This window comes from Myxococcus sp. NMCA1 (assembly GCF_026810205.1).
Lineage (GTDB): Bacteria > Myxococcota > Myxococcia > Myxococcales > Myxococcaceae > Myxococcus > Myxococcus xanthus_A.
Genome location: NZ_CP113950.1, coordinates 711460 through 733887, shown reverse-complemented (window position 1 = coordinate 733887; position 22428 = coordinate 711460). Strand labels below are relative to the sequence as shown.

Genomic DNA, 22428 nt, shown 5'->3' with positions numbered 1-22428 from the left:
CCTCACTTCGTAAACCACGGAAACACCAGGGCTTTTTTCAACGCGTCCCGGGCCGTCATTGACAACGCCGCGCAGGCCGAATTTTCGGCTTCCGCGCGCTCGAGGGGGCCGCGGGAGACACATCCGTCTCAAGGGGTTGAAGCGCTCGATTCCGGACGCTCCAGCAGGCCCTCCCGGAAGCCCCGGAATGTCAGACCCCACTCGTAATCTGTGTTCCACGAGGCAGCCAACGGCCGTCACTTCTCCCCGGAGCCTCTCCGCCTGGATGCGGGGGGACGAAGCCCTCTTTTCGACAGGTTTTCAGCACGCCATGGAACAACGACTGGCAACCCTCATTGGAAACGCGGTCCGCGCGGCGCGACAACGGCTGGAGCTGACCCAGGCCGACGTGGCCGAGCGCGTTGGCATCGCCACCGAGGTGTATGGCCGCCTGGAACGCGGCCACATGCTCCCCAGCGTCCGCACGTTGCGCAAGCTGTGCCTGGTGCTCAACTGCTCCTCGGACGTGCTCTTGGGAATGGCGGGCGTGGAGGGCGCGCCCACGCTGGCGGAGGACCCGCCGGAATACCGTGAGCGCCCGGAAGTCCGCCGGCTGCTGCGCACGGTGCGCAAGCTGGACGCACCGCGTCTGCGCCTGCTCGGGCAGGTGGCGAACGCGCTCGAGACGTAGCGATACAGCGGGGACCCGGCCGGGGCGGTGAAGACCCTGGCTGGGACCTGAAGGGTGGTGAGGGGCCGGACGGATTGCGCCCTGGCGCAAGCGCTTGGCGCGTGGAGTGAAGCAGCCGCTGCTGGGGGGGCGTACTGAATGCTTCATGACCCCCGCCCGCCCCCCGCCCCCTTCAGCCGACCTGCCGCAGCTCGCGGTTCATGCGTTGTGGTGGGGGTGGTTCCCAGCCTTCATCTTGAGCTGGGACGCGCTTCCCTGGGTGGGGCGGCTGGCCATGTGCGTGCTGGGCTGGGCCATCTGCTTCTGGAACTACGCCGTCCTGCACAACCACATGCACGTGTCCATCGCCCGGCCTCCGCTGGCGCACTGGGTGGTGTCCCGTGCACTGGGCATGGCGTGTGGGTTCCCCTACCGGGGCTACTTCATCCACCACTTCAACCACCACCGGTACGATGACGGCCCGGGTGACTGGGGCCGCCGCCGTCCCGGCGAGCGCGTCTTCCGCTACTGCCTGCGCTCGGCGCTGACACCGTGGCTGTGGCCCTACGAGACGCTGGGTCAGGTCTGGCAGTGGGCGAAGAAGAAGAACCAGCGGCTGGAGCTGGCGGTGGACTTCCTGGTGGTGGACGGCGCGCTGCTGGCGCTCATCGTGTGGAAGCCCGCGCTGGGCCTGGCCTGGTGGGGGGTGCTGCTGGTGACGCAGTTCTGCATCCACTGGCTCAACCTGGCGGCCCACTTCGAAACGGACTCCGAGCAGAAGGACGCCCTGGGGACCACGTCCTACTCCGCCTTCTACAACCGGTGGTTCTTCAACGCGGGCTACCACCAGGCCCACCATTTGAAGCCGCAGGTGCCCTGGTACGAGCTTCCGGCCCTCACCGAGGAGCTCGCTCGGACGTCCAGGCTCCGTCCAGAGCTGACTACTGGGCTCTCCCCCATCAATCCGTTGTGGGTGGCCCGGGTGGCGAAGCGCTATTCTGCCAAGCCGTGCGATCGGCAGACGGAGTCGAAGATTACCTCCGGGACCCCCACGGCCGTTACCTAGTCGGGGAGGGCTTCCTCCACTGGTACGCCTCGGCGGACCTGTGCGGCTTCGTCCTCTGGGGACGTCCCGGAGAGGCGGAGGTGCGTCGGCTCGTCCAGGTGCTGGACGTGGAGCTGGCCCCCGCCAAGCCCCATGCCTCGCTGGTGGACGCGCGCCGGCTGGAGGCCGCGGACCCCATGGCCTTTGCCGCCCTGGTCAAATACATGCAGCCTCGCGAGAAGGACTTCAGCACCTCCGTGCTGAAGCAGGCGCTGGTGCGGCCTGAAGGCGTGGTGGGCGCGGTGGTAGGCGGCTTCTACACGCTGCTGTCCGGGGCCTATCCCAGCCGGGCCTTCACCGCTCCCGACACCGCCCTCCAGTGGTTGGGGCAGCCAGAGGCCGAAGCCGCGGCGCTGCTGGCGGAGCTCAACGGACTGGTCGCGGAGGCCACCGGCCAGTCGCCCCTGCTGCGCGAGCTGCACCAGGTGATGCGGGGCCGGCTGCCGGAAGTGAACCTGTCGGACGTGGCCCGGGAGATGGGCATGTCCGAACGGACGCTGCAACGCCGGCTAAAGGAGGCCAGCACGTCCTTCCAGGCGGAGCTCAACGCGGTGCAGGTGCGCATGGCGCAGTCGCTGCTGCGCGAGTCGAACATGAAGCTCACGGCGGTCGCCGTGGAAGTGGGCTGCGCCTCGCTCCAGCACTTCAGCAGCCTCTTCCGCAAACTGGTGGGCGAGTCCCCCAGCGCGTGGCGGGACCGGCAGAAACGGCCGCAGGGCAACGGCGCGCCACTACCCGCCGAGGCCCTGGTGGAGGAAGTGGCCGGAGCGCCCGGCAAGGGCCCCGTCGCGGCCACGTCCGAAGTCCCCGAGTAGTCACGCCCTGGAGCCGGGAAGCCGCTGGCTCCCGGCAATCCCTGCCAGTCACCACAGGCGCTCAACATTCCAAAACGTTGTCAGGCAGGACCGCGCGATTCAGCGGGTGACGCGCAAGTCTTTGACACCTCGTGGGTGCGATACCTGGCGCTCGGGACTCCGTGAGTTCCGACTCTCAGCGGACTTTCAGACTGATTCCCGTACCTCATGGCGATTTGACAATAATTATCAACAAACACTACAAAAACAAGGAACGCGACGCCCACCCCACCGGCGCTTCCACCGCTGGCCTCGGAGCTGCCTCCCTTGACGCCCGGTCAATTACAGACAGCGCTGACGGACGCGATTCATCTGGCGCGGCAGGTGGACCTGCGCCGGTGCGAGCAGGAGGAGTCCCCGCGTCTCTTGCAGGAATCCGTGCCGGCGCTGCGCAACGCCGTCCTCGAGGGGGCCCAGGCGCTGGGCGCCGTTCGCGCCCATTACGAAGAGGATGAGGACCCGCCGGGACTCGGGGCCGACACCGGGCGGCAGCGCATCGCGGACCTGGCCTTCATGGCGCGCCTGGACCTGGGCGAGCGGCTGGAGCGGCTGGGGGCGATGACGGCCTCCGAGGCGCCCTGGAACATCATCGCCACGTGTGGCAGCGCCCGGCGCCGCCTCTTCAAGTGCGCCGCCGCGGTGGAGCGCGCGTTGTGCGCGCATGAGGGGCTGACGCCCCGGCTCGAAGGACTCCTCACCCAGGAGCTGGAGCGGTCGCTGAAGGTGCGTCAGGCCTACGTGCTGTTCCGCCGGGGGCTGCTCACGCGCGCGGAGCCCACGGCGCCGTGGCTGGCGCCCGTGCTGCGCCGGGCCGCGGTGTGCTTCTCCGAGCTGACGGGCCGGGAAATCTACGAGGACCTGCGCATCGAGGACCGCACCGAGCTGCGGCGGCTCCAGGCGGCGGTGCTGGACTGGCTGCGCGGGCAGGATGGCCATGACGCCGTGTCCGGCCGGAGGCTGTGGCAGGACATCGCGGTGTTCGCCGAGCTGCTCACGCAGGTGAGCCTCCGCCCCGAGCTGCGCGAGCACGACCAGGCGCTGCTGGGCTCACTCCTGCTCAGCCTGGAGCTGGACCCTTCGCTGAGCGCCGAGCGGCTGGCGGAACTCGCCCATCCCTTGCTGGGCGTGGACGACGTGCTGGACGACTGCATCGAGAATCCCACCGCCGTGGAGCGCGCGGAGTGGCGGGAGACACTGGAGCGGCTCGCCACGAGCCTCCTGGGCGAACACGGCGCGGTGCCTCCTCCCGAGGAGGAAGCCCTGGCCGCCGCCCGCTGAAAGCCGTCCCCCCGGCATCGAGAAAGGAGCGCAGCGCCGTGATTCAAGCCAGGAACCTGGGCGCCGGCCATGGCCCTCGCGCGGTGCTGGCGAAGCGCTCCTTCGATTTGCCCTGGCGCGCATGGTGGCCGACCACGTGCTGCTCATCGATGACGGGATGCTCGTGGACCAGGCCTCGCCCCGGGACTTCTTCGACGAGCCCGGGCTCCGTCGCCACGAAGGCTGAAGGTCCAGCGCGACCTGCGTCGCCGTCACACGGCGCCGCTCGCGTCAGACGGGCGCGGGCATCGGCGCTGGCTGCAAATCGAGGACGAAGCGGGTGCCACCGTCGGGATGATTCTCCGCCGACAACGTTCCCCCGACGCTCTCCACCTGGTCGCGGCACACCGACAGCGCCAGCCCCGCGGCCTTGGCGCGAGGAACGGCGGAGAAGGGCTCGAAGAGACGAGGAAGCATGGACTCGGGGATGCCCGCGCCATTGTCCTCCACCTCCAGCCGCACGCCATCCTGGAACGTCCGCGCGCGAAGGATGATGCGGCCCGGGCGCCGAGGCCGCGCGTCATCCGCGGCCTGGGCCGCGTTGAGGAGCAGCTTCACCAGCACCTCCACCAACCGCCCCAGGCCCATGCGCACGCGGGGCAGGTCTGGTGGCACGTCCTCCACGACTTCGCTCAGGCCACGCAGCTCCGCGGACGCCAGCCAACGCGCCTTCGCCAGGGCCTCCGCCACCACGCAGGCCTCTTCGTCCTGGGCATTGGCGCGGGAGAAGTCGCGCAACTCCGTGACGATTTGCTGGATGCGCAGCACCCCCTGCTGCGTCTCGTCCACCACACGGCGCAGGTCCTCCACGTCCGGCGACGGCTCGCGCAGCTCCTCGTCCAGGTAGCCCAGGTTGGACTTCACATAGGACAGCGGGTTGTTCACCTGGTGCGCCACGCCCGCGGCCAGCTGCCCCACCAGCGCCAGCCGCTCCATCTCCGCGCGGTGCAGGTCCACCTGGGCGCGCAGCCGTTCGCTCTCCGCCAGGCGCTCCAGCGCCACCACCCGCTCCTCGTCCGCTGCCCGCTCCGCGTCCCTCAACCGGCGGAACGTCTGCGAGCCGAGCACGGACACCCACGCCACGAACGCGAAGGACAGGCCCTGCGACACCGCCACCTGCAGCGACGCGCCCGAGGTCCAGCACGTCACCCACATGGATACCAACGTGAGCGCGCTGGCCAGCTGCGTGGGACGGCGGTGCCCCGGCGTGAAGACGCAGATGATGAGCGGCACCGCGTACAGCGAGGGGAAGAAGGGGCTGTAGATGCCCCCCGTGAAGTGGATGTCCAGCGTGAGCCCCACCAGGCTGACGACGGCGGCGGCCAGGCCGCTGGTGCGAGGCGACAGCCACCGGGCTCCCACCGCCACGCCCAGGAAGATGAAGGCGGCACACCAGCCCAGGTGGACCCAGAGCATCTGCGTGACGACCTGACCCAGCGTCAGCGGCTGCATCACGAGCGACAGCGCGAGCCCCGCGGCGCACAGGAGGAAGTTGCGGCGCCGCAGCTCGAGTTGCGACTCCAACTCGGGAGGTGAGGTGGCGGAGAGGGTGGCCGGGCGCACGGGGGCTTCCTGATGCGGGACGAAAAGCGCGCGAGTAGCGGCGGAACGGTACAGCGGAAGGGCTGCGATTTCAGCCCGAGTCCCGGACGCCTGCCAGCCGCGCCGGGCGCCCCCTACGCGCTGTGTGACAAACCTAGCGTGTGGCGGCCTTCGCGCCCCGCTGGAGACGGCGCGCCTTGCCCAGACGTGGGGCAGCCGCGCGAGGACGGCGCGGCGTGGGCGCTCGCTTGCCTGCGGGCAGAATGGGGTCGGGGCACACCGCGCGGAGCTTACATGCCTTGCACTCGGCGCCGCTCCACACCGCTTCGTAGAGCGCCGTCACCCGGTCGATGACGTCGAAGTCCTCGGTGACGAAGCCCAGCTCGAAGTTGCGCGCGGAGTCGCCCTTGGCGCCCAGCCCCGCGCCGGTGAGGTTGGCGCTGCCCAGGTATGCCCAGGCGCCATCCACCACCACCGCCTTGAAGTGCACGCGCGGGCAGACCTTGAGCGACAGGCCCCCCGCCACCAGCCGCGCCTGTCTGTCGAAGGCGGCGCGAAAGGGCCGGCTCGGCAGCTCCGCGTGCAACAGCCGCAGCGCCACTCCACGCGCGGCGAGCGTGTCCAGCACGTCCACCAGCGGGACGAAGCGGCCACCGTGCTCCACGAGCATCGCCTTCACGTTGGCCGTGGCCATCCACACCGACTCCCGGGCGTGGAGCAGCTTCTCCAACACCACCTCCCGGTACAGCGCGCTGCCCGACAGGAGCTCCGCCTCGATGGGACGCATGGCGCGCACTCCACCACACATATCCTCACCTGGCCACCTGGCGGACAAATGACCTTCAGTCACTTGACGAATGACCGTGGGTCATTCATCCATGCGTCATGGTCAGTACCCCAGCGGCGAAGGCGAAGCGGGCCCTGCCCCAGCGAGCTCGCAAGGACGAGGACAAGGAAGCGCGGCGGCGGCTCATCCTGGATGAGGCCCTGGCCCTGTATCAGGCGACGTCCTACGCCGAGGTGAAGATGGCGGACGTGGCCGGCCGGGCGCTGCTGGCCAAGGGCACGGTGTTCCTCTACTTCCCCACCAAGGAGGCGCTGTTCCTGGCGCTGCTGGAGGACCTGCTCTTCGCGTGGTTCGCCCGGTTGGACGGACTGCTGGCGGAGGACACCTCCGCCTGGACGGGGCCCCGACTGGCGCGCACGGTGGCCGAGTCGCTGGAGGGCGAGGAGGCCCTGACGCGGCTGCTCGCGCTGCTGCAGACGGTGCTGGAGCAGAACGTGACGGCCGAGCAGCTCCGCCCGTTCAAGGAGCGGCTGCTGGCGGCGCTGCTCCGCGCGGGCACGCGGGTGGAGCAGCGGCTGCCCTTCCTTCATGCCGGAGACGGCCCGCGCTTCTTCATCCACCTTCACGCGCTGGTGACGGGCCTGCGGCAGATGGCGGACGTGGCCCCGGTGGCGCGCGAGGTGTTGGAGGCACTGCCCCACCTGGCGCCGCTGCGCGTCGACTTCACCGCCGAGCTGACGGCGGCCCTCACCACCCTTCTTCGCGGGCTGGAGTCCCGCTGAGTCCCCTTCCCCACCCCTGGAGAGCCCCATGCTCGAAGCGACTTCTCAAGCCAACACGCAGCACGCCGCCGACACCGAGCGCATCCGCGCGGTGTTCGAAGCCCAGCGCGCGCACCGCTGGACGATGTCCCGCACCACCGCCGCCGAACGCATCGCCCGGCTGAAGCGCCTGCGCGAGGCCATCATCGCCCGCCGCGCGGAGCTGGCGGACGCCATCCACGCGGACTTCCGCAAGCCCGCGGTGGAGGTTGAACTGACGGAGCTCCACCCGACGCTGGAGGAGCTGAACCACACGGTGCGGCACCTCAAGTCGTGGATGAAGCCCATGCGGGTGGGCACGCCGATGCTGCTGGCGGGCTCGTCCAGCCACGTGCGCTACGAGGCGCGCGGCACGGTGCTGCTGCTGTCGCCGTGGAACTACCCCTTCAACCTGCTGGTGTCGCCGCTGGTGGCCGCCATCGCCGCGGGCAACACCGTCATCTGCAAGCCCAGCGAGAAGACGCCGCACACCTCGCGCTTCCTGGCGCAGTTGGTGAAGGACGTGTTTCCCGAGAACGAGGTGGCGCTGTTCGAAGGCGGCGCGGAGACGGCGGAGGCGCTGCTGGAGCTGCCCTTCGACCACATCTTCTTCACCGGCAACACGCGCATCGGCCGCAAGGTGATGGAGGCCGCGGCGAAGCACCTGGCCAGCGTGACGCTGGAGCTGGGTGGCAAGTCGCCCGTCATCGTCGATGAGACGGCGGACGTCGCCGCCGCGGCGGAGCGCCTGTGCTGGGGCAAGTTCGTCAACGGCGGCCAGACGTGCGTGGCGCCAGACTACGTGTTCGTGCACGCGTCGAAGGAGCGGGCGTTCCTGGACGCGCTCAAGGCGTCCATCACGCGCTTCTACGGCGGCACGGAGCAGGAGCGGCAGGCGAGCCCTGACCTGACGCGGCTGGTGGACCCGGTGGCGTGGCGGCGGGTGAAGGACCTGGTCGACCGCTCGGTGGCCGCGGGAGCGAAGGTGGAGGTGGGCGGGGAGGCGGACGGGCCCTCGCGCTACATCGCGCCCACCGTGCTGTCCGGCGTGACGGCGGAGAGCCCGGTGATGGAGGGCGAGATTTTCGGCCCCGTGCTGCCGGTGCTCACCTACCAGTCCCGTGAAGAGGTCTACGCGCACATCCGCGCGGGCGGGAAGCCTTTGGCCCTCTACGTGTTCAGCCAGGACAAGCGGGCGGTGGAGGACATCTTCCAGAACACCACGTCGGGTGGCGCGGTGGTGAACAACGTGCTCGTCCACCTCGCGAACCCCAATCTCCCGTTCGGAGGGGTGGGCACCAGTGGCCTGGGGAACTACCACGGCCATTTCGGCTTCAAGACGTTCAGCCATGAGCGGGCAGTGATGGTTCAGTGGATGAAGTCGCTGGCTTCGGTGTTCTTCCCGCCGTATCGCGGGAAGGCGCAGGAATTGGCCTCCCGCGCGACCCGGCTGATGGAGTAGGCACCCCAGGCCGGGGCACCTCCGGAAGGAGCCAGGCGATGCGCGTGGTGAAGTTGGAAGAAGCACGGATGCCGGACGGCGTGCAGGAGGCGTTCGACCGCCTCCATGCGCATCGCTGGGAGGTGGCGCACCGCGGCGTGAAGGAACGGCTGGCCCGGCTGGAGCAGCTCAAGACGCTGCTCGTCGCCCGGCGAGAAGCCCTGGCCGAGGCGCTCCACGCCGACTTCCGCAAGCCGCGCGCGGAGGTGGAGGCCACCGAGGTCCTCCCCGTCCTGATGGAGCTGGCCTACATCCAGAAGCACCTCAAGACGTGGATGAAGCCCCGGAAGGTCTCCACGCCCCTGCTCCTCACCGGCACGTCCAGCCTGGTGCAGTACGAGCCTCGGGGCGTGGTGCTGGTGATGGCCCCGTGGAACTACCCCTTCCACCTGCTGGTGTCGCCGCTGGTGGCCGCGGTGGCCGCGGGCAACACCGTCCTGTGCAAGCCCAGTGAGAAGACGCCCCACACGGCGCGCTTCATCGCGGAGCTGGTGAAGGACGTCTTTCCTCCGGAAGAGGTCGCGGTGGTGGAAGGCGGACCAGAGGTGGGCGAGGCGCTGCTGCGGCTGCCCTTTGACCACTTCTTCTTTACCGGTGGGGCCCGCGTGGGCCAGCGGGTGATGGAGGCCGCGGCGAAGCACCTGGCCAGCGTGACGCTGGAGCTGGGTGGCAAGTCGCCCGTCATCGTCGATGAGACGGCGGACGTGGAGGCCGCCGCCGAGCGCGTGGTGTGGGGCAAGTTCCTCAACGGCGGGCAGACCTGCATCGCGCCCGACCACGTTTGGGTCCACGCGTCGAAGGAAGAGGCGCTGCTGGAGGCGATGAAGGCGGCCCTGGAGCGCTTCTACGGCCGCACCGAGGAGGCACGCCGCGCGAGCCTGGACCTGTGCCGCATGGTGCATGACAGCGCCTTCACGCGGGTGCGCCGGTTGATGGACCACACCGTGGAGGCCGGCGCGCGCGTGGTGGCGGGCGGCGGCGTGGATGCGGAGTCGCGTTACATCGCGCCCACGGTGCTCGCGGACGTGACGCCGGACACGCCCATCATGGCCGAGGAGATTTTCGGGCCGGTGCTGCCGGTGCTGCGCTTCGAGTCCCTGGACGAAGTGGTGTCACACGTGCGCGAGGACGGAAAGCCCCTGGCGCTCTACGTGTTCAGCAACAACGAGGCCACGGTGGAGCGGCTGCTGCGGGAGACGCGCGCGGGCGGCACGTGCATCAACACCGTGGTGCTGCACAACGTGAATCCGAACCTGCCCTTCGGCGGCGTGGGCGCCAGCGGCGTGGGCGCGTATCACGGCGAGACGGGCTTCCGGACCTTCAGCCATGAGCGCGCGGTGCTGCGCCAGGGGCGCACGTCCCTGGTCCACCTGTTCTTCCCACCCTTCACGGGCAAGGCGCAGAAGCTGGCGCGGCTGGCGGGGCGCTTGTTCGAGTAGGGCCGGGCCTCCCTGGCACAAGTCTCCCGTTTTCCGGGATAACTGTGTCCATGACCAAGAATGGACGGCGGTTCGCGAGGCTCTGGCTGGGAATGGCGCTGGCCCTGGGGGCCTGCGACGGCGGTGGCCCAGGGGAGGGACCGGAGGATGCCGGCGTGACGGACGCGGGCACGGACGGAGGCAGCGGCGACAGCGGGACGCCCGATAGTGGCACCCCGGACGCCGGCCCCGAGCCCACCTCCGAGCAGGGCGATGGTGTCTCTCACGAGACGACCACGGTGGCGGGAATCCCCGTGGACCGCTACGCCTGGACGGACGCCCAGGGACGCCCGCGCACGGTGTCCCTCAAACGGCAGTCTCCCGCTGGCAACGGCGGCTATGCGGTGCAGATGACGTATCAGGTGCCCGCTGGCGCGGAGTGGCGCACGGTGACGGTGGATGGCACGGCCGGAGGCGAAGCGGGCTTCGGCTACTTCGTGGCCCACGAGCTGTACCGCTCCTTCGACAACGGCACGTCCGGCACCATCGCGGGGCGGCATGGCGAGGACGACTCGCCGCTGGGGCTGGGCTTCCCGGTGGAGGCCTCGCGCTCGGAGATTTCCGCGGCGTCCACCTCCGCCAGCCACCGCTTCACGCTGCGGTATCCCAAGTGGGGCACCCGCGCCGCTATGGCCAACGTGACGGAGGCCACGGCGTCGGCGGACGCCGCGCACCAGAAGTTCATGGTGCCCGTCACCATCCAGTGGGTCTTCCAGAAGGGCACCGACTTCCCGCGCATCGACACGCGGATGGACCTGAGTGAGGCCACCGCTGGCCAACTGTCCTTCGACATGCGAGGCCCCTACGGCGTCGTCGAGTTCGCGGACGCCGCCGCCAGCGCCACCCTCAACAACGTGCAGTGGGGTGACTCCCTCCACCACTTCACGACAGGAGTGGCCGCCGCGGGCGCGCTCACCACCGAGGCGAACTGGACGTGGAACGAGCCCATCGGAACCACGCGCAAGTACCATGCGCTGCTGGCGCGGCACCCCACCTCCGGCGTGCTGTATGAGCTGGGGCTCGTCGAGCTGAAGCTCGGCCAGGACACCGGGCTGGTGTACGGCGGCTACGGCCTCAACAACGGGACGACGCGGGCGGCCTCGGGGCGGGCGCTGCTCAGCGGGGGCTTCTCCGCTGGCGAGTGGCCCTTCCAGTCCGCGCAGTACAGCGGCCTGTCGGCCGCGACGGCGGTGACGGGCAAGAAGTTCGCCTGGGGCAGCAGCCCGTTCTACGGCTCCGCGCTGGGCTCCGTGTACTTCAACGCCGGCGCCTCGCTCCCCATCAACGCGTTCCCCGCGAGCCGCGACCTCGTGTACCGGACGTGCCTGGTGCTCGGCGTGTCGCCCTACACGGACGCGGCTCCGAAGTCGCTGGCGCGGCGGACCGCGGAGAGCGACACGCCCAGCTGCGCGACGGTCTCTCCGCTCTGATTCACCGCCAGTGGATATGCCTGGGAGGGGGTGGCCGTCCCCCTCCCCTGGGCGCAGAATCGCGGGCGGGCCGGTGCAATCACGTCCGCGCCCGTCCGTATCGCCACCAGCCCGCACGGCCGTCCATGACCGACTCGTCTCACGCCCTCACAGCCGCGACCCGCGACGGGGGCTTCCTGTCGCGCCTGCCCACGGTGCTGCAGCCGCACCGCAGCCTGCTCACCTACTACCTCGTCAGCGCGCTGCTGGCCGGGCCCGGCTTCCCCATCCTCGGGCTCATCCGCTACTTCAAGTACCAGACGCTGCGCTACACGCTGGACGCCGAGGGCATCACTGTCCGCTGGGGCATCCTCTTCAGGCGGGAGGTGTCCCTCACCTACGCGCGCATCCAGGACATCCACCTGTCCAGCAATCTGGTGGAGCGCTGGCTGGGGCTGGCGCGCATCCAAATCCAGACGGCGAGCGGCAACTCGCAGGCGGAAATCACCATCGAGGGCGTTCCCGCTCACGAGGCCATGCGGGACTTCCTCTATTCAAGGATGCGCGGGAGCCGGGAGCGCGCCGTGCCCGCGAACGACGCGTCGCACGTCACGCCGGGAGGTCCGGATGAGCTCGCGGCGACGCTGCGGGAGATTGCCTCCGAGGTGCGGGCGTTGCGGCTGAGCCTGGGCGCCGGCGACACGCGGGAGAAGCAGGATGTCTGACGCCGCGCCTGCCTGGCTCCTGCGCCTGCTGAAGGTGCCCCCCGCGCCCCACATCCCCGAGGGGGCCGCGGTGCGCGTCTTCCGCTCCGCGCCGTCCTATCGCCGGCTCCAACTGCTCCGTTGGGGCTTGCGGCAGGCCAGCGTCGTGGTGGGCCTGATTTTCACCTGGGTCGCGGTGAAGCACCGGTTCGTCCCGCACATCCCCTACGCGTATGCGGACACCGTCTTCTTCGCCGTCGAGCTGTTCGCCTGGCTCGCGTTCGCGGTGCAGGTCCCCATCACCTTCCTGGTGGCCTGGCTCGACTACGAGTACCGCTGGTACATCCTCTCCGACCGCAGCCTGCGCATCCGGGAAGGGCTCGTCTCGCTTCAGGAGAAGACGATGACCTTCGCGAACATCCAGCAGGTCTCCATCCGGCAGAACCCGCTTCAGCGGCTGTTCGGCATCTCCGACGTGAAGGTGGAGACGGCGGGTGGAGGCGGCAACAGCGGCTCGCACGACGCGGACGCGTCGACCCGCGAAGGCCTGCACGAGGCCCATTTCCGGGGCGTGGACAATCCCGAGGAGATTCGCGACGTCATCATGACGCGCGTGCGCATGCACCGGGACGCCGGGCTGGGCGAGCCGCAGCATGCCGAGCCGGCCCTGCCGCCCTCAACGGCTCCCTCGGCCGAGACGCTCGGCGCGGCGAAGGAGCTGCTGGCCGAGGTCCGAGGGCTCCGAAGCACCTGGGCCGCACGGGGCCCACCGGAGCCCTGAGCCCGTCGGGCACGGGCGACGTCCCCGCGCCTGGACCGCGGCCTCTGTTCGCAGCGGCCACGCGGCCACGGGACGCGGCAGGCCCGGCGCTGCCCAGACGGTCCGCCGGGCAGCACCGCCACGCGCCTCAGCTCCGCAGGCCCGGCGCTTCCTGGCCGGTGCGGGCCACGTACTCGGTGTAGCCGCCGCCGTATTGGTGGATGCCCTCGGGCGTCAGCTCCAGCACGCGGTTGGACAGCGCGGCCAGGAAGTGACGGTCGTGGGAGACGAACAGCATCGTCCCCTCGTAGCGGGAGAGCGCGGTGATGAGCATCTCCTTCGTCGCCATGTCCAGGTGGTTGGTGGGCTCGTCCAGCACCAGGAAGTTCGGCGGGTCGAAGAGCATCTTCGCCATGACGAGCCGGGCCTTCTCACCACCGGACAGCACGCGGCACTTCTTCTCCACCTCGTCACCGGAGAAGCCGAAGCAGCCGGCCAACGCCCGCAGCGAGCCCTGACCCGCGCGGGGGAAGGCGTCCTCCAGCGCCTGGAACACCGTCCGCTCGCCGTCCAGCAGGTCCATGGCGTGCTGCGCGAAGTAACCCATCTTCACGCTGCCCCCCAGCGCCACGTTGCCCGTGTCCGGCTGCGTGGAGCCCGTCACCAGCTTCAGCAGCGTGGACTTGCCCGCGCCGTTGACGCCCATGACGGCCCAGCGCTCCGTGCGGCGCACCAGGAAGTCCAGCCCCTCGTAGATGGTGCGGCTGCCGTAGGCCTTGTGAACGCCCTTCAGGCTCACCACGTCGTCGCCCGAGCGCGGCGCCGGCTGGAACTCGAAGAGCACCGTCTGGCGCCGCTTGGGCGGCTCCACGCGCTCAATCTTCTCCAGCTTCTTCACCCGGCTCTGCACCTGCGCGGCGTGCGAGGCGCGCGCCTTGAAGCGCTCGATGAACTTCAGCTCCTTGGCGAGCATGGCCTGCTGGCGCTCGAACTGCGCCTGCTGCTGCTTCTCGTTCATCGCCCGCTGCTGCTCGTAGAACTCGTAGTTGCCGGTGTACGTCGACAGCGAGCCGCCGTCGATCTCCACCACCTTGTTCACGATGCGGTTCATGAACTCGCGGTCGTGCGACGTCATCAGCAGCGCGCCGTCGTAGTTCTTGAGGAACTCCTCCAGCCAGATGAGGCTCTCGATGTCGAGATGGTTGCTCGGCTCGTCGAGCAGCATCGCGTCCGGACGCATCAGGAGGATGCGGGCCAGCGCCACGCGCATCTTCCAACCGCCCGACAGCGCGCCCACGTCGCCGTCCATCATCTCCTGGCTGAAGCCCAGGCCCGCGAGAATCTCCCGCGCGCGGCCTTCCAGCGCGTAGCCGCCCAGCTCCTCGAAGCGCCCCTGGACCAGGCCGTAGCGCTCCACGAGCTTGTCCATGTTGTCCGCCTGGTCCGGGTCGGCCATGGCGGCCTCCAGCTCCTTCAGCTCGGCGGCCACCGTGCTCACCGGGCCCGCGCCGTCCATCACCTCGGCGGCGGCGCTGCGGCCCTCCATCTCACCCACGTCCTGGCTGAAGTAGCCAATGGTGACGCCCCGGTCGACCGCGACCTGGCCCTCGTCGGGGTGCTCCTGGCTGGTAATCATCCGGAACAGCGTCGTCTTGCCGGCCCCGTTGGGTCCGACGAGGCCCACCTTCTCCCCCTTGTGGAGCGCCGCGGAGGCCTCGATGAAGAGAATCTGCTGGCCGTTCTGCTTGCTGATGTTGTCGAGACGAATCATGTGCGTGCGGGGGGCCCGGAAGCGGGTGCGGCGCCCTTATGCCACGTAGCGCGCCCCGGGAAGAATGTTCCGAACCCCTGGAAAGCGACTTCTCTTGCATGGGAGCGGACAGGCGGGGGAGCCCCCGGTCCCAGGCTGGAAGTGGGACCTGCCCCCACTCGCGCCGTGGCATAGACTGCCGCGCCGTGCTGACCATCGACGCCCACCCCTCCCTGGACACCCTGGCCTTCACCACCACCTTCCCCGGGCCGCTGGGCGGACTGCCCTCCCCGGAGTGGCTGGTGGCCCTGCTGAAGCCCGGCGCCACCGCGCCCCTGTCCAGCGACGACACCGTGCGCGGCGCCATCCGCGACATGCTCCGCCACGGCGGCTACAAGCCCACCGGGCGAGGCAAGCCCGCGTCGGAGTACCTGGTGCGCGCCTCGGGTGACGGCTCGCTGGGCGCCATCAACCTGGCCGTGGATGCCTGCAACGCGGTGTCCCTGCACAGCGGCCTGCCCATCAGCGTGGTGGACCTGGACCGGGCCGCCGCCCCCTTCCGCGTAGGCGTGGCCCCGGAGGGCGCACAGTACGTCTTCAATGCGTCCGGGCAGAGCATCGACCTGGCGGGCCTGCTGTGCCTCTTCGACGCGGAGGGCCCGTGCGCCAACGCCGTCAAGGACGCGCAGCGCACCAAGACGAACGCGGACACCCGCCGCACCCTCACCGTGCTCTGGGGCGCCAAGGCCCTGGGCGAGCGGACCGCGCGCGCCTTCGACTGGTATCGGGAGCTGCTGGAGCGCGCGGGGGCCACGGTGGAGCGCCTGCCCTGAACCGCGCGGGTACCCTTGAAACATGCCGGCCGACGGGGCAGACCCGGGCCATGGCGGGACGGAAATCCAGCAGGTGGGTGCTGCTGCTCGTGTGGCTTCATGCGGCGAGCGCGGCAGCGCAGATCGTCAACGTCCAGGCGCTGTTCGACGAGAACACAGGCCCGGGGCGCTCGGCGGCCGTGGACCTGGGCGCGGACTGGCGCACGGGCAGCACCGACCTCTTCAGCGTGCGCGGCGCCCTGCTGGGCCAGTGGCGCAGCGAGAAGCACACCTGGCTGGCCGTCATCCGGGGGGAGTACGCCTTCGCCGCCGATGAGGTCATCGTCAGCAAGGTGATGGAGCACGTCCGCTACCGCTACGGATTCACGGAGCGGCTCTCCGGCGAGGTGTTCCTCCAACACGAGTTCGACAAGTTTCGCCGCATCCAGTTCCGGGCCCTGCTGGGCGCGGGGCCCCGGGTGAGGGTGCTGACCGACAAGAAAGCCACGCTGGTGGTGGGAATCGCGCTGATGCTGGAGCACGAGCGCATCCGCCGGGATTCCGAACCGGATGCCGGGGACTTCCGCACCGACCCGCGCCTGTCCAGCTACGTGCTGGGGCGGCTGGAGTTCATGGAGAACGTCTTCCTGGTGCAGACGCTCTACGCCCAGCCCCGCGTGACGAACCCCGCCGACATCCGCCTGCTCAACGACACCATCTTCGAGGTGAAGCCCAACGAACGCCTCACCGTGGGCATCGGCTTCAACCTCACCTTCGACAACTCCCCGCCCCTGGCCGTCCCCAAGCTCGACACCCAGTTGCGGACCACGGTGGGCATCCGGCTGTAGCCCCCGCCGGGCCCCGGCTCCGCCCCAGGGACATTGCCACCCGGGCGACAGCAGCCAGCCCTCGCCTGCCTCCCCGCCCATGCCGGGCAGCGCCCCGGTTGTTGGCAACTGTCTTGCTACGGTGCCTCGCAGGGCAACAACAGGGTGGCGAGGCCGGCGATGACGGAACTGTACGTGGAGTGCGAGGACACGGTGGCGAAGGCAGTGACGCTCTTCCCCAAGGACACGGTGGTGAGGGCACTGTCACTGATGCAGCGGTATGGCCTGAGCCGGCTGCCGGTGGTGGACGACGTGCACGGCGAGCTCATCGGCGACGTGACGGCCGACGACCTCACCCGGGTCTGGCAGCACGCGCCGCTGGCCTGTATGTCGGAAATTCTTTCACTGAAATCCCTGCGGGATGAAGACCTGGAGGACGCCACCCGTTGGGGGCCGCGCATCACCCTGATCTCCCCCCTGGTGGACGTGTACCAGACCAGCAAACGCTGGGTGCAGTAGGCCGGAAGGTCCGAATCCGGGCGTCCGCTGAACGCGCGCGGCACGCCCACAGGTGCCGGCGGCTCGAGGCGTAGAGGAAGAAGCCCGGGGAGGACGGGCACCCCACTCCCAGCTCCTTGCCGCCGCGCGGCGGAAGTTCAAGCACCGGGCAATCTCCAGGAACACCGTCAGCTCACGGACGTCGGCCTGCATGGACGCGCCGCCCGGGTGTTGAGGGCGGCTCAACAGTCTTGCGCATTCCGTGCGCATTCTCTCATGAGCAGCCAGGGCGTAGTTCTTCGCGTGTAACCCGCTGAAGAGGAGCACACCCCATGAAGACCTGGCTCATCACTGGCGCATCCCGTGGTTTCGGCGTTCTCATCGCGCAGGCGGCGCTCGACGCGGGAGACCGCGTCATCGCCACGGCGCGCAATCCGAAGAGCATTCCCCTGGCGCCCCACCCGAGGCTGGTGGCGGCGAAGCTGGATGTCACCAACGAGGCAGAGGCCCGGAGCGTGGTGGCGAGCGCGGGCCGCATCGATGTGCTCATGAACAACGCGGGCATCGGCCTGCTCGGAGGCGTCGAGGAGGCGAGCGCCGAGGAAGTCGAGAAGGTCTACCGCACCAACGTCTTCGGACTGCTCACCGTCACCCGCGCGGTCCTGCCTGGCATGCGTCAGCAGCGCTCCGGGCACATCATCAACCTGTCGTCCATTGGTGGCTACCACGCGGGGGCGGGCTGGGGTGTGTACTGCTCCACGAAGTTCGCCGTGGAGGGGCTGAGCGAGGCCCTGCACCAGGAACTGGCGCCACTGGGCATCCACGTCACCGTCGTCGAGCCCGGCTACTTCCGCACCGACTTCCTGGACGCGGCCTCGCTCACCCGGGCCGCGGCCAGCATTCCCGACTACGCGGAGACGGTCGGCGCCATCCGGGCGCGCGCCACCGAGCTCAATCACCGTCAGCCGGGTGACCCGTCAAAGCTCGCGACCGCGATGCTCGAACTGGCGAAGATGGAGAACCCACCCCTGCGCCTCGCCCTGGGCAGCGACACGGTGAAGAGCATCGAGGACAAGAACGCCTTCGTCGCCCGCGAGATGGCCGCCCACCGTGCGCTGTCCCTCTCCACGGACTTTGCATCTTGAGGGAGCCGGACGCGCTGCGCCTCAGGGGCCCGCGCGCTCCGGGACTTCCGGCCCCACGGTGCGCCAGAAGTGACGCCGCGGGGCTTGTCCCAGGGCGGATCCCCGCGGCCAGGAACGGGACGCGCATCCCGGCTTGCACGCCCTCACTCCGAGGGGCGCGGTCCTCGACGGCGCTCAGCCCAGCGCGGGCGTGAGCGCCTTCATCCACACCACCACGGCGGCGGCACCCGCGTCGGGAACGCCGACGGCGCGCGCGCCCAGGTAGCTGGCGCGTCCCAGGCGCGGCTGCATCCGGGACGTCGCCTCCTCTCCCGCCTCGGCCGCCTGGACCGCGGCGGTCCAGGCGTCACGAGCCCCCTGTCCGTCCCGCACCGCCTTCGCGAACGCATCCGCGGCGGGCCGCAGCGCATCGAGCATGGTGCGGTCTCCGGGCCGCGCGCCGCCCAGCTCCGACACGGCGGTGACGGCCAGGTCGAAGGCCTCGGCCCAGGCAGCGGCATCCACGGGCCCTTCCGCCAGCCGTCGCGCGGCACGCAGCAGCGCCGTCGCATAGAAGGGCCCCGAGCTGCCGCCGATGCTACGCCGGAGCGCGTTGCCAAGCGCCGTCAACGCGCGCGCGGGGCTCGTCCACGCGTCCTCCCGGAGGGCGCGAATCGCCTCGGCGCCACGCACCAGGCTGAGCCCCAGGTCACCGTCGCCCGCGGCGCTGTCGAGCGCGGTCAGCCGGGGCTCCGACTGCTCGAACGCGTCCGCCACCTGCAAGGCGGCCTTCCGGAAGCGGTCCATCCCCGGTTGCGGCGCCTCCGCCGGGAGCGATGCCGAAGACGCCGTGGACGAAGGCCGGTACACCCCCGGCTCCTTCGGCAGCCGTCCCGCGCCGGGCCACGCGGGCGCATCCGCCGCCGCATCCAGGCGGGCCAGCCGCGCGTCGTCCACCTTCAGCAGCGTCAACGAGCAGCCGGGCATCTCCAGCGCGGAGAGGAACGTCCCGCTCCACGCGCGCTCCACGCGGATGCCGCCCTGACGCAGAACGGCCAATGCGTGCCGGGCGACGATGGCCAGCTCCATGGGCGGCGTGCCGCCCAGTCCGTTGACGAGCAGCACCACCCGGTCTCCCGAGCTGATGCGCCGGTCCTCGACGATGGTGGTGAGCAGCGTGTCCACCAGGCTGTCCGCCGTCTGCATCGGCACGCGCCGCACGCCCTGCTCGCCGTGGATGCCCAGGCCCAGCTCGATTTCGTCCTCCCCCAGCGTGAAGCCCGGCTTGCCCGCCGCGGGCACGGTGCAGGGCTCCAGGGCCACGCCCATGGTGCCCAGCGCCTCCGCCGCCGCGGTGGCCTCGCGGAGGACGTCCTGGAGCGCCGCGCCCGCCGCGGCCGCCGCGCCCGCGACCTTGTGGACCAGCACCGTGCCAGCGATGCCCCGGCGCCGCGCGGGCTCCACCGTGTCGTGCAGGGACACGTCGTCCGCCACCAACACCATCTCCACGGGGATGCCCTCGGCGCGCGCCAGCTCGGCGGCGAGCCCGAAGTTGAGCCGGTCCCCGGTGTAGTTCTTCACGACGAGCAGCGCGCCCGCGGGCCCCGCGACGGCGCGGATGGCGGCCAGCACGGCATCGGTGCTGGGCGAGGTGAAGACGTCACCGGCCACCGCCGCGTCCAGCATGCCCGCGCCCACGTAGCCCGCGTGCGCCGGCTCATGGCCGCTGCCGCCACCGGAGATGACAGCCACCTTGCGCGCGCGGACGTCGGAAGGCGTGTCGGCGCGGAGCACCACCGACTCCCCTTCCAGCAGCACCTGCCCGGGGGCGAGCGAGACCAACCCCTCCAGCATCTCCCGCACCACCGCGCGAGGGGCGTTGACCAGCTTCTTCATGAACGTGTCCTCTCTCAGACGCCGTTGAAGAAGTCGACCGCGCCCGTCTCCAGCGAGTACTCGGCGCCGACGATGAGCATGCCTTCCTCCCTGCACAAACGCTCCAGCAGGCGGCTGCCATGGCGGAGAGTGTCGCAGGAGTTGCGGATGTTGGCGCGGACGGCTTCCTTCATCAGGAACTCCGGGTCCGCATTCGGCCCGGCGGCGCTCACCACCGTCGTCACCGGCGCGCGGCAGCGCTCCACGATGTCGCGGATGTTCTCGGACGCCGCGCCCTTGCCGTCACGCACGTAGTCCAGCGTGGCCTGGATCGCGCCGCAGTGCGAATGCCCCATCACCACCGCCAGGCGCGTGCCGAACTTCGCCGCCGCGAACTCCACGCTGCCCACCAGCGACGGCGCGACGACGTTGCCCGCCACGCGGATGACGAACAGGTCCCCCAACCCCTGGTCGAAGATGTACTCCGACGGCGCGCGCGAGTCCGAGCACGACAGGATGATGGCGAAGGGACTCTGCCCCGCCACCAGCGCCTGCCGGGCGGAGCGGCCGAGCAGGTTTTCCATGCTGCGCGCGTTCAGGACGAACCGCTGATTGCCTTCCCGAAGGCGCGCAAGGGCATCCTGGGCGGAGATGGGTGGCGTCGAAGCAGTGGGCATTGCGCGGGTCCTCGCGGGTGGGTGAAGCGAAAAGGTGTCAACCCAACAGAGCGCTATACACCAGCCGGGCGACCAAGGGGCGAGCCGTCCTCGTGCTTCGACGCGGGAGTTCAGCCGTCAGATACCCAGATGGTCACGGATGTGCTTCACGATGTCCGCTGGCGGCGGCGTCACGTCCACGCTGAGCGCGCGCGAAGGCAGCTCCATGGCGGCCATCTGACTCTCCAGCAGGGACGCGGGCATGAAGTGCCCCTGGCGCTGCGACATCCGGCGGGCGAGCACCTCATGCGGCGCGTGCAGGAACACCCACCTCACGTGCGCGGGGTCCAGCTCCTCCAGCAGCGTGCGGTAGGCCTGCTTGAGGCCGGAGAACGCCATCACCACGTCCTCGCCCTGCGTCAGCGCCCGCGCCACTTCGTCGCGCAGCTTGCGCAGCCAGGGGGCGCGGTCCTCGTCCGTCAGCGGCGCGCCCGCGGCCATCTTCATCACGTTGGAGCGCGGGTGCAGGTCATCCGCGTCGATGAAGCGCCAGCCCAGCTCGGCTGCCAGGGTGCGGCCCACCGTCGTCTTCCCCGCTCCGGATACCCCCATGACGATGACGACCATTGACGCGACTCCTCCTGGTTCCGGGGCCCACTCCACATCGTGGGGTGCCCAACGGCCTCGCGCCACCCCTTCCGAGGCGGAATGCCCACCGCATCACGTCCTGAAACGTCGGCCCCAGGGGGTATGCTTCATCCCATCGCCGCTCCGGATGCGGCACGGAGGGTCGGTCATGGCGGACATCGCGGACGGGGAGCAGGTCTCGGTTCAGGGCTCGGGTTCCAAGCCCTACATCCTCAAGAACACCGGCGGTGTGTATTCGTGCTCGTGCCCCGCCTGGCGCAACCAGTCGGTGGCCATCGAGCGGCGCACCTGCAAGCACCTGCGCCGCGTGCGCGGAGACGCCGCGGAGGACGCGCGCATCGGCGGTGACGCATCCGGCGCACCCGCGGTCCCCGCGCGTCCGACGAGGAGCACGTCGGCCAGCGACGACACCAAGGCCCCGCCCCTGCTGCTGGCCCAGTCGTGGGAGAACGACGTGGACCTCACCGGCTGGTGGATGAGTGAGAAGCTGGACGGCGTGCGCGCGTACTGGGACGGGAAGCAGTTCTGGTCGCGGCTGGGCAACGCGTTCCTCGCGCCGGAGTGGTTCACCGCGGGGCTGCCGGACTTCCCGCTCGACGGTGAGCTGTTCGGCGGGCGCAAGCGCTTTCAACGCACGGTGAGCATCGTCCGCCGGCAGGACCGCAGCGACGATTGGAAGGAGCTGGCCTTCGTCGCCTTCGACGCGCCCGGCGTGGAAGGCACCTTCGAGGCGAGGCTGGAGCGCTGCCGACAGTGGATGGAGGAGGCGAAGCCCGCGTATGCGCAGTGGCACGCCCACGCGCGCTGTGACGGCACGCCGCACCTGCGCGCGGAGCTGGCGCGCGTGGAGGCACTGGGTGGAGAAGGCCTGATGCTGCGCCAGCCCGGCTCGCGCTACGAGGCGGGCCGCTCCCACACGCTGCTCAAGGTGAAGAGCTTCAAGGACGACGAAGCGCGCGTGGTGGGACACGTGGCTGGCGCGGGCCGCCACAAGGGCCGCCTGGGCGCGCTGGAGGTGGTGCTGCGTAACGGCACGCGCTTCAGCGTGGGCACGGGCCTGTCGGACGCGGAGCGCGCATCGCCGCCACCCGTGGGTGCCATCATCACCTTCCGCTACCAGGAGCTGTCCAACGACGGCGTGCCACGCTTCCCGTCGTACGTGGGTGTGCGCGTCGACGCCGCCCCCTTCGCCGCGAGCTGAGGCCAGCCGTCCCACGGCAGGAGTCACCGGTCCGCTGGTCGACGGAGCGGCGCCGCATTGCCACCTGACAGACGGTGCGTGCCCGGGGTGATGCGCGCCCGGGCGCCGCCCTGGTGTCTGCTTCAGGGAAC

The 22428-nt window shown here is 70.2% G+C and carries 21 protein-coding genes; 15 read left to right on the top strand and 6 right to left on the bottom strand.

Annotation, left to right across the window (positions count from 1 at the left end; translation table 11 throughout):
- The first annotated feature begins 310 nt into the window (after nucleotides 1-310).
- The 4 genes from OZ403_RS03235 (at nucleotide 311) to OZ403_RS03220 (ending at nucleotide 3886) form a co-directional block, all read left to right on the top strand.
- A complete protein-coding gene (locus tag OZ403_RS03235; RefSeq protein WP_026114223.1) occupies nucleotides 311-670 on the top strand; it encodes a helix-turn-helix transcriptional regulator in 360 nt (119 codons plus the stop codon).
- Nucleotides 671-815: 145 nt separating this feature from the next.
- Nucleotides 816-1715: a fatty acid desaturase family protein gene (locus tag OZ403_RS03230; RefSeq protein ID WP_174258629.1), complete on the top strand. Its 900-nt coding sequence runs from the start codon at nucleotides 816-818 to the stop codon at nucleotides 1713-1715.
- Between the two features lie 80 nt (nucleotides 1716-1795).
- Nucleotides 1796-2569 (top strand): helix-turn-helix transcriptional regulator, encoded by a 774-nt coding sequence (locus tag OZ403_RS03225; protein WP_140787112.1) that lies wholly within the window; start codon nucleotides 1796-1798, stop codon nucleotides 2567-2569.
- 306 nt (nucleotides 2570-2875) lie between these two features.
- On the top strand, nucleotides 2876-3886 hold the full coding sequence (locus tag OZ403_RS03220) for a hypothetical protein (RefSeq protein WP_140797127.1): 1011 nt from the start codon (nucleotides 2876-2878) through the stop codon (nucleotides 3884-3886).
- A 270-nt stretch (nucleotides 3887-4156) separates the two neighbouring features.
- On the opposite strand, the gene OZ403_RS03215 is transcribed toward OZ403_RS03220, so the two are convergent.
- Entirely contained in the window at nucleotides 4157-5488 is a 1332-nt protein-coding gene (locus OZ403_RS03215) for a sensor histidine kinase (RefSeq protein WP_268783445.1), read from the bottom strand.
- Nucleotides 5489-5621: 133 nt separating this feature from the next.
- The gene (locus OZ403_RS03210) at nucleotides 5622-6254 is read right to left on the bottom strand and encodes a phospholipase D-like domain-containing protein (RefSeq protein WP_268783444.1); all 633 of its coding nucleotides are present in this window, start codon (nucleotides 6252-6254) and stop codon (nucleotides 5622-5624) included.
- A gap of 98 nt (nucleotides 6255-6352) precedes the next feature.
- On the opposite strand from OZ403_RS03210, the gene OZ403_RS03205 reads away from it, so the two are divergent.
- From OZ403_RS03205 to OZ403_RS03180, 6 genes are all read left to right on the top strand, one after another.
- On the top strand, nucleotides 6353-7036 hold the full coding sequence (locus tag OZ403_RS03205) for a TetR/AcrR family transcriptional regulator (RefSeq protein ID WP_140787104.1): 684 nt from the start codon (nucleotides 6353-6355) through the stop codon (nucleotides 7034-7036).
- A 28-nt stretch (nucleotides 7037-7064) separates the two neighbouring features.
- Nucleotides 7065-8516 carry an aldehyde dehydrogenase family protein gene (locus OZ403_RS03200; RefSeq protein WP_140873144.1) on the top strand — a complete coding sequence of 484 codons (1452 nt, stop codon included), beginning with the start codon at nucleotides 7065-7067 and terminating at the stop codon, nucleotides 8514-8516.
- 38 nt (nucleotides 8517-8554) lie between these two features.
- A complete protein-coding gene (locus OZ403_RS03195; protein ID WP_140787100.1) occupies nucleotides 8555-9994 on the top strand; it encodes an aldehyde dehydrogenase family protein in 1440 nt (479 codons plus the stop codon).
- Between the two features lie 50 nt (nucleotides 9995-10044).
- A complete protein-coding gene (locus tag OZ403_RS03190; protein ID WP_268783443.1) occupies nucleotides 10045-11463 on the top strand; it encodes a hypothetical protein in 1419 nt (472 codons plus the stop codon).
- Nucleotides 11464-11588: 125 nt separating this feature from the next.
- Complete coding sequence (locus OZ403_RS03185) at nucleotides 11589-12167, top strand: PH domain-containing protein (protein WP_140797124.1); 579 nt, start codon at nucleotides 11589-11591, stop codon at nucleotides 12165-12167.
- Entirely contained in the window at nucleotides 12160-12927 is a 768-nt protein-coding gene (locus OZ403_RS03180; RefSeq protein WP_140797123.1) for a PH domain-containing protein, read from the top strand. The genes OZ403_RS03185 and OZ403_RS03180 overlap by 8 nt, the downstream gene beginning before the upstream one ends.
- 127 nt (nucleotides 12928-13054) lie before the next feature.
- On the opposite strand, the gene OZ403_RS03175 is transcribed toward OZ403_RS03180, so the two are convergent.
- Complete coding sequence (locus OZ403_RS03175) at nucleotides 13055-14677, bottom strand: ABC-F family ATP-binding cassette domain-containing protein (RefSeq protein WP_140787092.1); 1623 nt, start codon at nucleotides 14675-14677, stop codon at nucleotides 13055-13057.
- A 185-nt stretch (nucleotides 14678-14862) separates the two neighbouring features.
- Here OZ403_RS03175 and OZ403_RS03170 point away from each other — a divergent pair, with 185 nt between their 5' ends.
- The 4 genes from OZ403_RS03170 to OZ403_RS03155 all read left to right on the top strand — a co-directional run bounded on the left by OZ403_RS03170 (nucleotide 14863) and on the right by OZ403_RS03155 (nucleotide 17938).
- Nucleotides 14863-15489 carry a phenylalanine--tRNA ligase beta subunit-related protein gene (locus OZ403_RS03170; protein WP_140787090.1) on the top strand — a complete coding sequence of 209 codons (627 nt, stop codon included), beginning with the start codon at nucleotides 14863-14865 and terminating at the stop codon, nucleotides 15487-15489.
- A 50-nt stretch (nucleotides 15490-15539) separates the two neighbouring features.
- Complete coding sequence (locus OZ403_RS03165; protein ID WP_140787088.1) at nucleotides 15540-16316, top strand: DUF481 domain-containing protein; 777 nt, start codon at nucleotides 15540-15542, stop codon at nucleotides 16314-16316.
- 159 nt (nucleotides 16317-16475) lie between these two features.
- Nucleotides 16476-16814 carry a CBS domain-containing protein gene (locus OZ403_RS03160; RefSeq protein ID WP_174258628.1) on the top strand — a complete coding sequence of 113 codons (339 nt, stop codon included), beginning with the start codon at nucleotides 16476-16478 and terminating at the stop codon, nucleotides 16812-16814.
- A 311-nt stretch (nucleotides 16815-17125) separates the two neighbouring features.
- Nucleotides 17126-17938, top strand: coding sequence for an oxidoreductase (locus OZ403_RS03155; protein WP_140852965.1), 813 nt, complete (start codon nucleotides 17126-17128; stop codon nucleotides 17936-17938).
- Between the two features lie 174 nt (nucleotides 17939-18112).
- Here OZ403_RS03155 and OZ403_RS03150 read toward each other — a convergent pair whose 3' ends face one another.
- The 3 genes from OZ403_RS03150 to OZ403_RS03140 all read right to left on the bottom strand — a co-directional run bounded on the left by OZ403_RS03150 (nucleotide 18113) and on the right by OZ403_RS03140 (nucleotide 21075).
- Nucleotides 18113-19813 (bottom strand): dihydroxyacetone kinase family protein, encoded by a 1701-nt coding sequence (locus OZ403_RS03150; RefSeq protein ID WP_140852964.1) that lies wholly within the window; start codon nucleotides 19811-19813, stop codon nucleotides 18113-18115.
- Between the two features lie 14 nt (nucleotides 19814-19827).
- Complete coding sequence (locus OZ403_RS03145; protein ID WP_328285501.1) at nucleotides 19828-20376, bottom strand: carbonic anhydrase; 549 nt, start codon at nucleotides 20374-20376, stop codon at nucleotides 19828-19830.
- A 210-nt stretch (nucleotides 20377-20586) separates the two neighbouring features.
- Nucleotides 20587-21075 carry a gluconokinase gene (locus OZ403_RS03140; protein ID WP_268783442.1) on the bottom strand — a complete coding sequence of 163 codons (489 nt, stop codon included), beginning with the start codon at nucleotides 21073-21075 and terminating at the stop codon, nucleotides 20587-20589.
- Nucleotides 21076-21244: 169 nt separating this feature from the next.
- On the opposite strand from OZ403_RS03140, the gene OZ403_RS03135 reads away from it, so the two are divergent.
- A complete protein-coding gene (locus tag OZ403_RS03135; protein ID WP_174259180.1) occupies nucleotides 21245-22297 on the top strand; it encodes a DNA ligase in 1053 nt (350 codons plus the stop codon).
- Nucleotides 22298-22428: the final 131 nt, after the last annotated feature.

Coding starts and splice junctions, on each gene's coding strand:
- OZ403_RS03235 (WP_026114223.1), top strand. CDS start 311: ATGGAACAACGACTGGCAACCCTCATTGGAAACGCGGTCCGCGCGGCG.
- OZ403_RS03230 (WP_174258629.1), top strand. CDS start 816: ATGACCCCCGCCCGCCCCCCGCCCCCTTCAGCCGACCTGCCGCAGCTC.
- OZ403_RS03210 (WP_268783444.1), bottom strand. CDS start 6,254: ATGCGTCCCATCGAGGCGGAGCTCCTGTCGGGCAGCGCGCTGTACCGG.
- OZ403_RS03205 (WP_140787104.1), top strand. CDS start 6,353: ATGGTCAGTACCCCAGCGGCGAAGGCGAAGCGGGCCCTGCCCCAGCGA.
- OZ403_RS03200 (WP_140873144.1), top strand. CDS start 7,065: ATGCTCGAAGCGACTTCTCAAGCCAACACGCAGCACGCCGCCGACACC.
- OZ403_RS03195 (WP_140787100.1), top strand. CDS start 8,555: ATGCGCGTGGTGAAGTTGGAAGAAGCACGGATGCCGGACGGCGTGCAG.
- OZ403_RS03190 (WP_268783443.1), top strand. CDS start 10,045: ATGACCAAGAATGGACGGCGGTTCGCGAGGCTCTGGCTGGGAATGGCG.
- OZ403_RS03185 (WP_140797124.1), top strand. CDS start 11,589: ATGACCGACTCGTCTCACGCCCTCACAGCCGCGACCCGCGACGGGGGC.
- OZ403_RS03180 (WP_140797123.1), top strand. CDS start 12,160: ATGTCTGACGCCGCGCCTGCCTGGCTCCTGCGCCTGCTGAAGGTGCCC.
- OZ403_RS03175 (WP_140787092.1), bottom strand. CDS start 14,677: ATGATTCGTCTCGACAACATCAGCAAGCAGAACGGCCAGCAGATTCTC.
- OZ403_RS03165 (WP_140787088.1), top strand. CDS start 15,540: ATGGCGGGACGGAAATCCAGCAGGTGGGTGCTGCTGCTCGTGTGGCTT.
- OZ403_RS03160 (WP_174258628.1), top strand. CDS start 16,476: ATGACGGAACTGTACGTGGAGTGCGAGGACACGGTGGCGAAGGCAGTG.
- OZ403_RS03155 (WP_140852965.1), top strand. CDS start 17,126: ATGAAGACCTGGCTCATCACTGGCGCATCCCGTGGTTTCGGCGTTCTC.
- OZ403_RS03150 (WP_140852964.1), bottom strand. CDS start 19,813: ATGAAGAAGCTGGTCAACGCCCCTCGCGCGGTGGTGCGGGAGATGCTG.
- OZ403_RS03145 (WP_328285501.1), bottom strand. CDS start 20,376: ATGGAAAACCTGCTCGGCCGCTCCGCCCGGCAGGCGCTGGTGGCGGGG.
- OZ403_RS03140 (WP_268783442.1), bottom strand. CDS start 21,075: ATGGTCGTCATCGTCATGGGGGTATCCGGAGCGGGGAAGACGACGGTG.
- OZ403_RS03135 (WP_174259180.1), top strand. CDS start 21,245: ATGGCGGACATCGCGGACGGGGAGCAGGTCTCGGTTCAGGGCTCGGGT.